This window comes from Pseudomonas fjordensis (genome assembly GCF_976987115.1).
The window spans coordinates 3,807,411-3,820,474 of sequence record NZ_OZ336860.1 but is presented as its reverse complement, the minus strand read 5'-3'; the positions used below and the strand labels follow the sequence as shown (position 1 = coordinate 3,820,474).

General features: G+C 61.5%; 15 protein-coding genes. 10 read left to right on the top strand and 5 right to left on the bottom strand.

Features of this window, described 5'->3' with window-relative positions; all coding sequences use genetic code 11:
• The first annotated feature begins 213 nt into the window (after positions 1–213).
• Both ACWHXD_RS16980 and ACWHXD_RS16975 read left to right on the top strand, forming a co-directional pair.
• Entirely contained in the window at positions 214–1,767 is a 1,554-nt protein-coding gene (locus ACWHXD_RS16980) for a DUF726 domain-containing protein (RefSeq protein ID WP_138761582.1), read from the top strand.
• Between the two features lie 42 nt (positions 1,768–1,809).
• A complete protein-coding gene (locus ACWHXD_RS16975) occupies positions 1,810–3,129 on the top strand; it encodes an Nramp family divalent metal transporter (RefSeq protein WP_003191984.1) in 1,320 nt (439 codons plus the stop codon).
• Positions 3,130–3,141: 12 nt separating this feature from the next.
• Here the strand turns inward: ACWHXD_RS16975 and ACWHXD_RS16970 are convergent, their stop codons facing one another.
• Positions 3,142–3,399, bottom strand: coding sequence for a type II toxin-antitoxin system Phd/YefM family antitoxin (locus tag ACWHXD_RS16970; protein WP_032896748.1), 258 nt, complete (start codon positions 3,397–3,399; stop codon positions 3,142–3,144).
• A gap of 142 nt (positions 3,400–3,541) precedes the next feature.
• A complete protein-coding gene (locus ACWHXD_RS16965) occupies positions 3,542–4,474 on the bottom strand; it encodes a LysR family transcriptional regulator (RefSeq protein WP_098951072.1) in 933 nt (310 codons plus the stop codon).
• Positions 4,475–4,592: 118 nt separating this feature from the next.
• On the opposite strand from ACWHXD_RS16965, the gene ACWHXD_RS16960 reads away from it, so the two are divergent.
• The 6 genes from ACWHXD_RS16960 to ACWHXD_RS16935 all read left to right on the top strand — a co-directional run bounded on the left by ACWHXD_RS16960 (position 4,593) and on the right by ACWHXD_RS16935 (position 7,923).
• Positions 4,593–5,081, top strand: coding sequence for a DMT family transporter (locus ACWHXD_RS16960; RefSeq protein WP_032896751.1), 489 nt, complete (start codon positions 4,593–4,595; stop codon positions 5,079–5,081).
• Between the two features lie 4 nt (positions 5,082–5,085).
• The gene (locus tag ACWHXD_RS16955; protein ID WP_044274535.1) at positions 5,086–5,541 is read left to right on the top strand and encodes a DMT family transporter; all 456 of its coding nucleotides are present in this window, start codon (positions 5,086–5,088) and stop codon (positions 5,539–5,541) included.
• 88 nt (positions 5,542–5,629) lie between these two features.
• The gene (locus ACWHXD_RS16950; protein ID WP_019816816.1) at positions 5,630–5,800 is read left to right on the top strand and encodes a metallothionein; all 171 of its coding nucleotides are present in this window, start codon (positions 5,630–5,632) and stop codon (positions 5,798–5,800) included.
• A gap of 115 nt (positions 5,801–5,915) precedes the next feature.
• Positions 5,916–6,692 (top strand): AraC family transcriptional regulator, encoded by a 777-nt coding sequence (locus tag ACWHXD_RS16945; RefSeq protein ID WP_138761581.1) that lies wholly within the window; start codon positions 5,916–5,918, stop codon positions 6,690–6,692.
• 69 nt (positions 6,693–6,761) lie between these two features.
• Positions 6,762–6,935, top strand: a complete 174-nt coding sequence (locus tag ACWHXD_RS16940; RefSeq protein WP_080751109.1) for a DUF1427 family protein — start codon at positions 6,762–6,764, stop codon at positions 6,933–6,935.
• A gap of 28 nt (positions 6,936–6,963) precedes the next feature.
• Positions 6,964–7,923 carry a quinone oxidoreductase family protein gene (locus tag ACWHXD_RS16935; protein WP_138761580.1) on the top strand — a complete coding sequence of 320 codons (960 nt, stop codon included), beginning with the start codon at positions 6,964–6,966 and terminating at the stop codon, positions 7,921–7,923.
• 113 nt (positions 7,924–8,036) lie between these two features.
• Here ACWHXD_RS16935 and ACWHXD_RS16930 read toward each other — a convergent pair whose 3' ends face one another.
• Together ACWHXD_RS16930 and ACWHXD_RS16925 are read right to left on the bottom strand one after the other, a co-directional pair.
• Positions 8,037–9,068: a purine-nucleoside phosphorylase gene (locus ACWHXD_RS16930; protein ID WP_138761579.1), complete on the bottom strand. Its 1,032-nt coding sequence runs from the start codon at positions 9,066–9,068 to the stop codon at positions 8,037–8,039.
• Between the two features lie 14 nt (positions 9,069–9,082).
• Positions 9,083–10,033, bottom strand: a complete 951-nt coding sequence (locus tag ACWHXD_RS16925; protein WP_032896760.1) for a nucleoside-specific channel-forming protein Tsx — start codon at positions 10,031–10,033, stop codon at positions 9,083–9,085.
• 212 nt (positions 10,034–10,245) lie between these two features.
• Here ACWHXD_RS16925 and ACWHXD_RS16920 point away from each other — a divergent pair, with 212 nt between their 5' ends.
• The gene (locus ACWHXD_RS16920; RefSeq protein ID WP_098951080.1) at positions 10,246–11,055 is read left to right on the top strand and encodes an aminoglycoside phosphotransferase family protein; all 810 of its coding nucleotides are present in this window, start codon (positions 10,246–10,248) and stop codon (positions 11,053–11,055) included.
• On the opposite strand, the gene ACWHXD_RS16915 is transcribed toward ACWHXD_RS16920, so the two are convergent.
• Positions 11,040–11,948 carry an AraC family transcriptional regulator gene (locus tag ACWHXD_RS16915; RefSeq protein WP_138761578.1) on the bottom strand — a complete coding sequence of 303 codons (909 nt, stop codon included), beginning with the start codon at positions 11,946–11,948 and terminating at the stop codon, positions 11,040–11,042. The genes ACWHXD_RS16920 and ACWHXD_RS16915 overlap by 16 nt on opposite strands.
• A gap of 254 nt (positions 11,949–12,202) precedes the next feature.
• Between ACWHXD_RS16915 and ACWHXD_RS16910 the strand changes: the two genes are divergently transcribed.
• Positions 12,203–12,976 (top strand): L-iditol 2-dehydrogenase, encoded by a 774-nt coding sequence (locus ACWHXD_RS16910; RefSeq protein ID WP_098951084.1) that lies wholly within the window; start codon positions 12,203–12,205, stop codon positions 12,974–12,976.
• The last annotated feature ends 88 nt before the right edge of the window (positions 12,977–13,064 follow it).

The following is a 13,064-nucleotide window of genomic DNA, read 5'->3' as shown; positions in this document are numbered from 1 at the left end:
GTTCAAGTTTGCCTGTCATGGTGGCGGTCTCCGGTGAAGGGGCTGGGCCCTGTTTTACCATGTCCCGCCAGTCAGTTTAAGCAGTCGCGCAGTGTTTGGTCTTGGTTGAATACTGTTTTGGCCAGGCCCTTCTGCAAACGTCGGTCAGGATTCACCTTTCTGATCGCCTCTGTTTGTTACTATCGCCAGCCCGTCACCCGGAGTCGCCGCTCTATGCAACACCAGTGGGATGAAATGCACCGCACCCGCCAGCCCACGTTCGTCCTGTGTGGCGAGCCCCAGGGGGATGTGCTCAATCTCTATGTTCACGGTTACTCGGCGTTCTTCAACCGCCAGCAACTGGGCAATTTCAAGCAGCAGTTGGCGGGTATCGAAGGCTCGACCAACCTGATGCTGTTCTGGCCGGCAGGGCATTTTCTGGAAAACCTGTTTGCACCGTTCAAGGACGTGCTCGCCTCATTGCTCGGCGGTGGCGGCCTGGGCGCGGCGACGGTGGGCGTGGGCAAGGCCATTGCCTATTTTCTTGACCATTACAAAAGCGTCGAGGCGCGGGTGGATGAAGTGGCCAAGACCTTGTTGCCAGAATTGGCCGGCTACCTGCACGACCAGTCGCTGCCGGTACGGCGCATCAACCTGATCGGCCATTCCCTGGGCGCGCGCATTCTGGTCAAGAGCCTGCTGGCCAGCCCCGAGATCGCTCGCGAACTGCCGTTGAATAACCTGTTGTTGATGGGCGGGGCGATCTGTACCTCGAGCCCCTGGGACAAGGTGTCGGCGCCGCTCAAGGGGCGGTTGATCAATTGCCATTCGAGCAAGGACTGGGCGCTGGCCATGAAGCCCGATACCGAGCGTTGCATTGGCCGCTATGCGATTGATGTAACGCCCGCGCTCAAGGCCAAGGTGACCAATGTGCACCTGGCCAGCTTCGATCATGCCGCCTATTGGCCGCAGTTGAAGACGGTGGTGCAGTACACCGACCTGCTGCAGGAGCGGCGCGGCATGATCCGTGTGGACTCGCGCAGCAGTGACGTGCGGTTTGCCGAAGCGGACGTGGACCTGTACCCGGCATTGGTACAAGCGCGGCCGGAGGAGCTGAAGTTTCTTGCCGAACTGATGGCGCAAAAGCGCAGTGCCGCGATTGATGCCAGTGTGCGCGAACCGTTGAAACTGGCCATTGAGTTGCAGCGCATGGGCGGCGACAGCTTCATGAACCTGGCCCGTGGCCATGGCGTGGGCTATCGCCAGATTGCCGAAGACGTGGCGCAACGCCTGGGCATCAAGTTCGACCAACCACTTGAGCATGTGGCGCTGGCAGAGATCGAAGGGCAGGTCGCAGAAACACTGATCGAGCAGTACAAGGACAAACTCAGCCGCGCTGATCGTCAGGCGTTCGAGGCCGAGCTCCAGGCCGCTGCACAAAAAGAGCAGGGGGTGTTCAACCGCTTGGATGTAGGCCGTTCGGCTACCGCAGCTTTGAGCGGCACGGCGTTGGCCGGGCTGACCGGGTTTATCCTGCGGCGCGGTGCGGCGACGGCGATTCCGGTGGTGGGCCAGGCGCTGGCTGCGGCGATGTTGCTGGTCAGCGGTGTTCGGGCGTTTTCCGGCCCGGCGTATTCGATCACCACCTTGGCGGTACTGGTGGTCGGCGTGATCCGCCAACGCATGGAGCGCGAGGCGCTTAACCAGGAGCTGGATCTGGTGGTGCAAGTGGTGGAAGCGTTTGACCTGCCACGGGACACGGTGATGCGCACGGTCGCCACCGACTGATAAGCTGCTGCCCAAGTCTTGTGTATTTGCCTGGAATACCGCGTGAAATTCAGCCTGCCAAAAATCGCTACCGCTCCGTTTTGCCCGCCGGAAGTGGCCGGCTCTGTCGCTGTTGATCCCAAGGCCTCGTTTTTTAAACGGGTGTTGATGTTCGCTGGCCCCGGCCTGTTGATCTCCATCGGCTACATGGACCCCGGCAACTGGGCAACGGCCATCGAAGCCGGTTCACGCTACGGCTACAGCCTGCTGTTTGTGGTGCTGCTGGCCAGCCTGGCGGGGATGGCGGTGCAGTGCCTGTGTTCGCGGCTGGGCATCGCCACTGGCAAGGACCTGGCGCAACTGTGCCGTGAGCGCTACAGCCAGCGCTCTGCTCGCACCCAGTGGGTGTTGGCGGAAATCTCCATCATCGCCACCGACCTTGCCGAAGTGCTCGGCTGCGCCCTGGCGTTTCACCTGTTGCTCGGCGTGTCGCTGACCACCGGCATTGTCATCACGGCATTCGACACGCTGTTGATCCTGGCCCTGCAAAATCGTGGTTTTCGCCGCCTTGAAGCGATCATGCTGGCGCTGGTCGCCACCATCGGCGTGTGTTTTTTCATCGAGCTGGTGCTGATCAAACCCTATTGGCCGGATGTGCTCAGCGGGTTCACCCCGTCACTGTCGGCCATCAGCGATGCGGCGCCGTTGTACCTGGCCATCGGCATCCTCGGCGCTACGGTCATGCCCCATAACCTCTACCTGCACACCTCTATCGTGCAGACCCGCCTGATCGGCAAGGACCTGGCGAGCAAGCAGGACGCGGTCAAGCTGGCGCGTATCGACACCATCGGCTCCCTGGCCTTGGCGCTGTTGGTCAACGCCGCGATTCTGGTGCTGGCCGCAGCTGCTTTCTACAAGACCGGCCATACCGATGTGGTGGAAATCCAGGACGCCTATCACCTGCTCGACCCCTTGGTCGGCGGTGCTTTCGCCAGCATCCTTTTCGGTATCGCCTTGTTGGCTTCGGGCCAGAGTTCGACCTTTACCGGCACCATTGCCGGGCAAGTGATCATGGAGGGTTACCTGAACCTGCGCATACCCTGCTGGCAGCGCCGCCTGATTACCCGTGGGCTGGCGCTGATCCCGGCGTTCCTGGGGGTATGGCTGATGGGCGACGATGCCATCGGCAAGCTGCTGATTCTCAGCCAGGTGGTACTGAGCCTGCAGTTGCCCTTTGCGTTGTACCCGTTGATCCGCATGACCGGCGACAAGCAACTGATGGGGCCGTTCGTCAACCGGCTACCCACACGGCTGCTGGCGTGGTTTCTGTTCGCGGTCATCAGTGGGGCGAATGCTTGGTTGATTGGGCAGTGGTTGTTCTGAGCTAGGGTTGAGTCATGTGCTCTTTTTCTCAAACTCCCGAAGCAGGCTGTCAGGAAGCGGTGTATCAAAGTCATCAGGAATAATCAGTTTCCCTTTCATCGCTCCTATCCGGCGTTGAGGAGCCTTTCGCACAGCCAAAAGCTGGACAAATGCCACTCCATTTCTGGTGATAGTTATCACCTGGCCAGTGCTGGCCTGATGAGCCAATTTCAAAAAATCGGCTTTTGCTTGGCTGAGTGAGACAGTCAGTGTCGAACACGTAGCGTTCATGTCGGTATCTCGGTAGTGGACGTTGCCAAAGTCTGCCCCAGCGCACCGTCCCCAGAAATACTGGCCCCCAAAATCAGAACGAGCCTACTTTTCCTACTAGGAATATTCCTTCACTGGCGCCGTTCAGCAGCGCCAACCTCCGTCACCGATCCCAATACGGCACCGTCCCAAAACACTCCACGAAATAGTCGATCACCGTGCGCACCTTCAGCGAGAGCCTGCGGCTGCCCGGCCACAACGCGGCGATCTGTTGGGGCTCCAGGGTTGTCGCCACTTCGTATTCGCCGAGCACCGCCTGCAAGGTACCGGCGCGCAGGCTTTCGCCAATCAGCCAGGACGGAAATACCACCAGGCCCAGGCCTTGTTCGGCGGCGTGGGTGAGGGTGTCGGCGTGGTTGCCGGTGATGGGGCCGCTGACGCTGTAGGGTGTCCAGTCGCCTTGGCCGCGGCGGAAGAACCAGCGCTCCTGGCCGGTGATACCTTTGTAGGCCAGGCAGTGGTGGTGCGCCAGTTCGTCGGGGTGGCGCGGCGTGCCGTGCTGGGCCAGGTAGGCAGGGCTGGCCGCGATGCGAAAGCGTTGCGGCGCGAAGATGCGCGCCTGCATGCCCGAGTCGTTGAGCACGCCGATGCGAAACAGCAGGTCGGTGCCATCTTGCAGCGGGTCGACGAAGGTGTCGGTCTGCTGGATATCCAGCTGCAACTTCGGGTAGCGCCGGCACAGCGCTCCCAGCCAGGGTGAAAGGTGGCGCTGGCCGAACACCATGGGCGCGTTGATGCGCACCAGGCCGCTGGGTTCGCTGTCTTGCTCCTGCAGGGCCTGGTTCGCCGTCTCCAACTGCTCGAGTAGCAAGCGTGCGTGACGGCCCAACAGGCGGCCGGCTTCGGTGGGGCTGACGGCGCGCGTATGGCGATAGAGCAATTGCTGGCCGACGGCCTGTTCCATCAGTTGGATCTGCCGCGAAATGGAGGAGGGCGCCAGGCCTTCGCGGCGGGCCACTTCAGAAAAGCTGCCCTGGTCCAGCACGGCCACAAACAGGCGTAGCGCCTTGAAACTCAGTTCATTCAAGCCCTGCATCATCTCTCCAGGCTGTGCGTTTTGCGCAAAGGTGTTGTACGCATGCTCCCATTTATCGCACAGCACGGCCACCGGATAATGCGCGCCATGTTTTTCTTTCTTGAGACACGGGTGATGTATGCAGGCACGTTCTACCGAGGGGCTGGCGCAGGCCAGGCCGAGCAATAACCTTCTACGGCTGCTGCTGTTGCCGTTGGTAATTCTGGCGGGCATGGGCCTGTCGGTGGAGGCCGGGTTGCTCGGGCCATTGGGTGCGCAGGTCGGGCATTTGTGGGCGACGTTGAGCATCTTCGGCGTTGGCACGGCGATTTTGTTTTTACTGCTGCTGTTCAGCGGCCCGCAAAAGGGCCCGGCATTCACGCAGTTGCCGCGCTGGCAGCTGATCGGCGGGTTTCTGGGGCCGATGTACGTGGTGGTGCTAACCCTGGCCACACCGCATATCGGTATCGCGATGACCATGATCGCGATCCTCTCGGGCCAGGTGGGCAAGAGCGTGTTGATCGACCACTTCGGCTGGTTCGGCACGGCGCGCAAACGGGTCAATGGTGAGCGCTGGATCGCGTTGGCGTTGATTGTGGCGGCATTGATTCTGATTGCACGAGGTTAAGGCGATGAATCTGTTTATGTTGTTGGTGCTGGTGATTGCAGCGGGTGCGGTGCTGAGTGTGCAGGCCGCTATCAATGGGCGTCTGGGCCAGACTGTGGGGGTGTTGCGCAGCAGTCTGTTGACCTTCGCGGTGGGCGCGCTGACCACGGCGCTGTTGATATTTTTCTTCGAGCCGGCCCAGGCCGTCAGCCTGCTGGAGGTGCCCAAGTGGCAATTGACCGGTGCCCTGTTTGGCGTGGTGTACATGATGGTGATGGTCGGCGCGGTACCTGTGGTCGGCACGGCCGTCGCCACGGTGGCGGTGATCGTCGGGCAATTGGGCATGGGCATGTTGATCGACAACTTTGGCTGGCTGGGCAACCCGGCGATCGAGCTGTCGGGCAGCCGTATTCTCGCCATGCTGTTACTCGCCCTGGCGTTGGTGTTCATGTACCGCAGCAATAGCCGCCGGGCCGACTGACGGCGCTGAACCATGCTGGCTTGCCCAAGGTCACTGCTTAAGGTGCGGCGCTCGCTGCATCGGACGACCATGAAAAAGGAGTCTGACCATGCCAGATCAAACCTGTGCTTGCCCTCACTGCAAATGTGTATTGGGCGCTGACGCAATCATGAAAGACGGCAAGGGCTATTGCTGCCAGGGCTGTGCCGAGCACCATGCGCACGGTGAGCCATGCGCCGCAGCGACGGGCTGCGAATGCGCCAAGTCGGCCCACGGTTGACAGGATTGACCTGCAGGCCCGGGCACCCGGTGCCTGCAGGATGAGTAAAAACAGTTCGTTTGCAGGCGACCAGTCTTTACCATGGTCGCCCGTCCTTGATTGATGTGTACCCGCCATGGCCCTGGCCGCGCCTCCCGACCTCACTGATCACGCCGTTCCCGTGCAACCGTTGGCGCGTACCTACCCGCGTGGGTTGTACGTAGAGCCGCACAGTCACGATTGGGGTCAACTGCTCTACGCCATGAGCGGGGTGATGTGGGTCGAGACGCCCCATGAGGCCCTGGTGGTGCCGCCCCAGCGCGCGGTGTGGTTGCCGCCGGGGGTGGAGCACGGGATCCGCGTGGTCTCCGATTTGCAAATGCGCAATATCTACCTGCGCCCGGCGTTGGCGGCGACGCTGGACAGCCAGGTGCAGGTGATCGAAGTGGGTCGCTTGTTGCGGGAGTTGATCGTGACCTTGGTGGAGCAGGGCGGTCACGGCGATGCGGCCTACTACGAGGCTGTCGTAGGCCTGGCTCTGCTGGAGTTGCAACGCGCACGTCGCTCGTCTATTCGCATCGCCATGCCGGTGGCGGCTGATCGTCGGCTGATCAATGCGTGCCAGGCGGTCATGGCGTCGCCCTCCCTGGACATCCCGTTCGAGCAGCACGCCGAGGCGGCGGGCGCCAGCGTGCGTACCCTGGCGCGGTTGTTCCAGCATCACCTGGGCATGGGGTTTGCCCAGTGGCGCCGTCAGGTGCAGTTGGCCACGGCGGCGGCGGAGTTGATCCAAGGCCAGTCGGTGAGCGGCATAGCGCGCACCCTGGGTTACTCGCCCAGCAGCTTCAGCGACATGTTCCGACGCGAACTGGGCGTGTCGCCGTCGCAGTACCGGAGTTGGCCGAAATCCTGAAGCACTTGGCCGATACCCACGGTAGGCGCGCCCTAGACTGAGCCCATCAATCCACCGGGCGCAGCCTTCATGAGCTATTTGATTTCCTTGGCCATCGGCCTGTTTGTCGGCGTGATCTACGGCGTGCTGGACTTCCGCTCACCGGCACCGCCCGCTATCGCACTGGTCGGCCTGATGGGCATGCTGCTCGGCGAAAAGCTCTGGCCCATGGCGCGACAGTTGGTCAGTGGTTGGTTGTCCTGATCCCTTTTCCCTTCGACGGATGCCCTCGATGAACGCACTGCAATTTACCGCCACCGGCGACCTCGCCCACCTGAGCCTGGTGGAGGTGCCCGTGCCGGTGCCGTCTGCCGGCGAAGTGCTGGTGCAGATTAACGCTGCGGGCCTGAACCCCAGCGACGTGAAAAACGTGCTTGGCCGCTTCCCCTACACCACGCTGCCACGCATCCCAGGGCGTGATTTTGCCGGCGTGGTGGTGGAGGGGCCGCAAGCATTGCTCGGCCAGGCAGTCTGGGGCACCGGTCGCGACCTGGGTTTTTTCGCTGACGGTTCCCATGCCCAATACCTGCGCGTATCCGCCAAGGGCGTGGCGCACAAACCCGCGCATTTGAGTTTTGCCCAGGCGGCCAGCCTCGGCGTGCCCTATACCACCGCCTGGGATGCCCTGGAGCGCAGCGGCGTTGGCCAGGGCACGCGCTTGCTGGTGATCGGCGCCAACGGCGCGGTCGGCAGTGCGGCGCTGGCGCTGGCGAAGATACGCGGCGCGCAGGTGCTGGCGGCTGTGCGCAAGGCCGATCAGCTCGAGTTGTTGCAGGCTCAAGGGTTGGACGCGATTGCCTTGGGCAAGCCAGAGGCGCTGGGCGCGCAAGTGCAGGCTGTGTTCAAGGGCGGCGCCGACGTGATCTTTGACACCACCGGTTTCTGGCTGCCTGCCGCGGTGGCAGGGCTGGCACCGTTCGGCCGCATCGCCATCATCGCCGCCCCGGTTGACGGCCACGTGCAGTTACCGGCCCTGGCGCTGTACCGCAAGGGTGGTTCGGTAGTGGGGGTCAACTCGTTGCTCTATAGCTGCGAACAATGCGCGGTGATGTTGGAGGCGTTTGGGCGCTTCTTTGATGAAGGCCTGTTGCCGCTGCCTACGGGGTTGCGTGAAGTGGCGTTGGTGGAGGGTGTTCAGTGCTATGAACAAGTAAATAGTGGCAGCCCGGACAAAATCATTTTCCTGCCTTGATGGGATCAAAAATGTGGGAGCGGGCTTGCTCGCGAATGCGGTGTATCAGTCACCTATATATCGACTGACACTCTGCATTCGCGAGCAAGCCCGCTCCCACATTTTTTTGATCTTTATTCGGTTTCGGGAACGCCTTTTTCCCACGCCGACCAGTTCTTCACAATCGCCTGGACCAACGGGTTGCCCGTGCGGTACAGGTTTTCCAGCGCCGGTACAAAACCACCCTGGTCGGCATACTTGAGCAGGTTGTCTACCTCGCTGTAGCCCGGATAAGGCCGGTCAAAGTCGGAGCCGGCGCGTACCACGGCCAGGCGCTGGATATCCACCAAACCTTCGCGGCTGGCGCGCAGCAGCGCTTCGTAGGTGGAGTTGTCCTCTTGTTGGGTGGTGCAGTATTCGCCTTTGTTGTCGGTGAGCAACTGGGTCCAGACCTCGGCACGTTCGCTCAACCGCGTGCCGGAAAACCAGGTGTTGCCCGCCAGGGTATCGCAGCGCGTGACTTGCGGCGGTTGGTTGGCGGGGGCGGCGGGGTAGTGTTTGCGCCAGGCGGCGGACTCTTTGCTTTCTGTCAGTTCCACCTTGTGCGACAAGGCAAACGCCTTGGCTTGCAGCTTTTGGTTGAGCTCAAACACTTCGGTCTTGTAGTCCAGCGGGGGTTTTTCGTTGGGGCCCTTGGTGTTGATCCCGATATAGCCCGTCGGCCAGTCCTTGGGTGCATCCCGTGAATCCAGCTCCCACTGCGTGCCGAACTCCACCAGGTAATGAGCCCAGGCGGCGGTGCCGATGGTGCCGTGCTTGGGGTTGATGCCGGCGATCCCGGCGACCAGGAAGTAGCTCTGGCGCAGGTCGAACTTGGGCGATAAGGCCAGGGCCAGGGTAGACGCGGCCGCGTTGGTCTGGCCCATGCCGGTCACCAGCAGGCACACGTCCTGGGCGTTGCAGCGAATTACCGGGTATTCGGCGGACAGGCCCGGTACGCGCACTTCTTGTTTGAGGGCCAGGCGGTCGATCCAGGTTTGCGCCTCGGGGGCGAACATGGTGATCAGCATCACCTTGGGTTTGATCGGCGTCGGGTTATCCGCCAGCACCACGTGGGGCAATAGGGCCAGGCCTGCGGCCAGCGAGATACGGGTCAATGCGTTCATCTACAGCTCCTTGATCAGAATTGGTAGCCCACGCCGGCGTAGTAACCCCAGCCGTCGGAGCGTGCACGGAAGTTGCCTTCGCCGAAATTCAACTCGCTGCCGTCCTCCCAGTTGCCGCCGTTATGAAAGTAACGGCCGACCAGGGTAAAACGCAGGTGGGTAAACGAGTACAGCAACACGTTGGTGGCCACCAGGGAGTTGGCGGTGCGCGCCGGGTTGTCCTTGTGCAGGTCCGAGCCGAAATCGTAGTTGGTAAAACCGATGTAGGTCAGCGAGGCGCCGTTGTCGAACTTGCCGATGGGCACGATGTACTTCATCTGCGCCCGGTAGCCGTCCCACGAGTATTCATTGCTGGCGCCATAGTTTTCCCACTGGTAGCGCCCGTAGAAGTTGGCCGACAGGTTGACCCGCGAGTGGGTGTCGATATCGGTGCCCAGGCCGCTGTACAGGGTGTTGGCGCGGTTTTCCTTGCGGCTGCCGTGGTCGTAGATCCAGTCGAAGGCCACATACCATTCCTTGAACGGGCCGATCGCCAGGCTGCGTCCTGCGAGGTAGTCGATGGAGATCCGCGGTTCATGCTCCATGAACACCGGCGAGCCATGGTCCCACACGCCTTTGTCATTACTGTTACCGATGGTGAGGATCTTCGGCACATCGATATAGCCGTACAACTCAAAGGGGCCTTTGCGCCCGAAGTACTCGTATTCCAGGTAGACGTCATCCTGGGGCTTGGGGCCGAAACTGATGTCTTTGCTGCCGATCAGCGTAAGGTCCTGGTTGAACCACTCGGACAAATAGACGCCTTTTTTCGCCGGGGGGTTGGCTTCAGGGCTGAGGGTTTCGCCCTGTGCTGAGTCATCCACGGGCTTTTGCTGCGCCAAAATGGGTGCACTGAGTACTCCCGTAACGGCGGCCAGTAGCAAAGAAGCGCCAAGACAAGCGCGAGGCTTTGAGGTGGGGTGCATTGAAAGTCCTTATTCTTACGCGGTTTAAGCCCGATCAGACGGGTAGGAGTGAACTTGGCGGTCAAGTTCGTTCCGCAAACGTTTGCACAGGCTGTACCAACTTGGCTCAATGGCTTGAACTGTTTAGAAAAAAGACGAATTTGCCGACGCTTTGGTCAGGAAAACAGTGGGTTTTCTGTCATCCTGACGCGCCAACCCTGTGGAGGAACCCGATGTTCGAACACTACCTGCGTGCCTGGAACCTGAGTGCCGATGGAGAGCCTATCGTCACACCGGGCAGCCACCTCTTGCCGGTGCGCTGGCAAGGCGTGCCGGCGATGCTGAAAATTGCCCATACCCCTGAAGAAAAACTCGGCGGCCGCCTGTTGAGCTGGTGGGCAGGTGACGGCGCGGCACGCGTATTCGCCCATGACCACACCGCCGTGTTGATGGAGCGCGCCACGGGGCCAGGTTCCTTGATGCGCATGGCCCTCAATGGCCAGGACGATGAAGCCAGCCAGATAGCCTGCGCCACCCTGGCCCGACTGCATGCGCCTCGTGCGTCACCGCCTGAAGGGTTGGTTGGGCTGGATGAGTGGTTCAGTTCCTTGTGGCACGCCGCCGACCAGGAGGGCGGCGACTTACGCGACTGCGCGACGATGGCCCGCACATTGCTGGCTGCGCAACAGGAGGTGGTGGTACTGCACGGTGATTGCCATCACGACAATATCCTCGACTTTGGCCCGCGGGGCTGGCTGGCGATTGATCCCAAGCGGGTGATGGGCGAGCGCGGTTACGATTACGCTAATTTGATCTGCAACCCGGATTTGCCGACCAGTAGCGACCCGCTGCGTTTCAGCCGCCAGGTCGAGGTTATCGCCCAGGCGGCCAGCCTCTCGCGTCCGCGATTGTTGCAATGGGTAGTGGCTCATGCCGGGTTGTCCGCCGCCTGGTTTCTGGAAGACCAGGAGCGCGAGCGTGCCATGAATGAGTTGCAGGTTGCTCGCCTGGCACAGAAGGCACTGGCTCAGTTGAATACTTGAAGTGCGGCCTGGCGCCGGTACTCACTCGGCGTCTGGTGCATTTCGATACGAAAGTGGCGGTTGAAATTCGACAGGTTGACGTAGCCCACCTCAAAGCAGATGTCCGCCACTGACATCTGGCTGTGCAACAGCAAGCGGCAGGCACGCTGCACGCGGAACTTGCGCATCAGGTCGATAAAACCGTGACCGGTGTTGCGTTTGAAAAACCGCGAAAAGCCCGGTTCGCTCATGTCCAGTTGCCGGGCGATGTCCGACAGGCGTACATCGCCGGTCAGCTCCCGCATCAGGTAGTCAAACGCCTTGTTGATGCGTTGGGCACTGCGCGCGTCCAAAGTGGGTGCGTAGCAAGGGCTGGCCAGGGTTTTGGCCTGTGAAGGCGGAGCATTCTTCAGGGTGTCGAGCAGTTGCAGGAACAGGGTCAGGCGTTGCAAGCCCTGGGCGCTGCCGATGGCCTCCATCAGCCGTGCCGCGCCCGTTGCGGTCTCGCCGGTGAATTCGATGCCCCGGCGCGCCCGTTCAAACAGTGGCTGTAAATCACCGAGCTCAGGCAGGGTGGTGCGCAGGGCGAGGAGGGCGGCGCCGTCGAATTGCAGCACCACATCGCGCCCGTGCAGGTGTTCGCCGGGGGCCAGGTCGCCGATCCAGTCGTGGGGCAGGTCAGGGCCGATCAGTGCCACATGCCCGGCGCCGAACGCACCGATATAGTCGCCCGCCACCAACTTGCCGCTGCCTTGGCGGATCAGGTGTATTTCGAATTCAGGGTGATGGTTCCAGCGCGCCAATTCATAGGGATAGTCATGTTCGAACCAGCGAAAGCCATGTTCTGGTTCGGGCAGTATCACCTCAAGTTCCGCAGGGCGGTGCTCGAACAGGGTGGCGGGGCTGATGGGCATGGTGCTGCCTCTTGTGAGGGTGCAATCGCCCCAAAATACCCGCACTGGCAATTGGTGCGCTAGCCCCGGTTTCGCCTGAGGCTGATACTTTTTTGATCCTATGCCTGCGGTTAAAAAAGTATCAGCCGAGCCTTCGCCAGTCGTTTGTGAGATGGCAGGCCAAGCTGCTGTAATCGAAGCTCAACAACAAAGGTGGCAAGCTGTTCTCGGCGGCGCTCACCGGCTACCGGCAATAACCTTTACAGGACCCTCCCATGAAACGACTCGAAGGCAAAAGCGCGCTGATCACCGGATCGGCGCGGGGCATTGGCCGTGCGTTCGCCCAGGCTTACATCGCTGAAGGCGCCACGGTGGCCATTGCTGACATCAACCTGCAAAGGGCACAGGCCACCGCCGCCGAGCTGGGCCCCCAGGCTTACGCCGTAGCGATGGACGTCACCGACCAAGCCTCCATCGACGCAGCCATCGCCACAGTGGTGAGCCACGCCGGCAAGCTCGATATCCTGATCAACAACGCCGCCCTGTTCGACCTGGCCCCCATCGTCGACATCACCCGCGACAGCTTTGAACGGCTGTTCTCGATCAACGTCGCCGGCACCCTGTTCACCCTGCAGGCTGCAGCTCGACAGATGATCAGCCAGGGGCATGGCGGCAAGATCATCAACATGGCCAGCCAGGCCGGGCGGCGGGGCGAACCCTTGGTGGCGGTTTATTGTGCGACCAAGGCGGCGGTGATCAGCCTGACGCAATCGGCGGGGTTGAGCCTGATCAAGCAGGGCATCAACGTGAATGCCATCGCCCCCGGTGTGGTGGACGGCGAGCATTGGGATGGGGTGGATGCGTTGTTCGCCAGGCATGAAGGGCTGGCGCCTGGCGAGAAGAAAAAGCGTGTAGGCGATGAGGTGCCGTTTGGGCGGATGGGCACGGCGCAAGACCTGACCGGCATGGCGATCTTCCTGGCGTCGACGGAGGCCGACTATGTGGTGGCCCAGACCTATAACGTTGATGGCGGGAATTGGATGAACTAGCGGTTGACGCTGATCCAACTGTGGGAGCTGGCTTGCCTGCGAAGACGGCCTGCCAGCCGACACCTATCTAGCTGACGCCCCGCGATCA

What these genes read in the sequence shown, in the direction of transcription:
- ACWHXD_RS16950 (WP_019816816.1), top strand. Translation starts at nt 5,630, where the DNA reads ATGCCAGATCAAACCTGTGCTTGCCCTCACTGCAAATGTGTATTGGGC.
- ACWHXD_RS16955 (WP_044274535.1), top strand. Translation starts at nt 5,086, where the DNA reads ATGAATCTGTTTATGTTGTTGGTGCTGGTGATTGCAGCGGGTGCGGTG.
- ACWHXD_RS16930 (WP_138761579.1), bottom strand. Translation starts at nt 9,068, where the DNA reads ATGAACGCATTGACCCGTATCTCGCTGGCCGCAGGCCTGGCCCTATTG.
- ACWHXD_RS16945 (WP_138761581.1), top strand. Translation starts at nt 5,916, where the DNA reads ATGGCCCTGGCCGCGCCTCCCGACCTCACTGATCACGCCGTTCCCGTG.
- ACWHXD_RS16915 (WP_138761578.1), bottom strand. Translation starts at nt 11,948, where the DNA reads ATGCCCATCAGCCCCGCCACCCTGTTCGAGCACCGCCCTGCGGAACTT.
- ACWHXD_RS16940 (WP_080751109.1), top strand. Translation starts at nt 6,762, where the DNA reads ATGAGCTATTTGATTTCCTTGGCCATCGGCCTGTTTGTCGGCGTGATC.
- ACWHXD_RS16920 (WP_098951080.1), top strand. Translation starts at nt 10,246, where the DNA reads ATGTTCGAACACTACCTGCGTGCCTGGAACCTGAGTGCCGATGGAGAG.
- ACWHXD_RS16960 (WP_032896751.1), top strand. Translation starts at nt 4,593, where the DNA reads ATGCAGGCACGTTCTACCGAGGGGCTGGCGCAGGCCAGGCCGAGCAAT.
- ACWHXD_RS16935 (WP_138761580.1), top strand. Translation starts at nt 6,964, where the DNA reads ATGAACGCACTGCAATTTACCGCCACCGGCGACCTCGCCCACCTGAGC.
- ACWHXD_RS16925 (WP_032896760.1), bottom strand. Translation starts at nt 10,033, where the DNA reads ATGCACCCCACCTCAAAGCCTCGCGCTTGTCTTGGCGCTTCTTTGCTA.
- ACWHXD_RS16970 (WP_032896748.1), bottom strand. Translation starts at nt 3,399, where the DNA reads ATGAACGCTACGTGTTCGACACTGACTGTCTCACTCAGCCAAGCAAAA.
- ACWHXD_RS16980 (WP_138761582.1), top strand. Translation starts at nt 214, where the DNA reads ATGCAACACCAGTGGGATGAAATGCACCGCACCCGCCAGCCCACGTTC.
- ACWHXD_RS16910 (WP_098951084.1), top strand. Translation starts at nt 12,203, where the DNA reads ATGAAACGACTCGAAGGCAAAAGCGCGCTGATCACCGGATCGGCGCGG.
- ACWHXD_RS16965 (WP_098951072.1), bottom strand. Translation starts at nt 4,474, where the DNA reads ATGCAGGGCTTGAATGAACTGAGTTTCAAGGCGCTACGCCTGTTTGTG.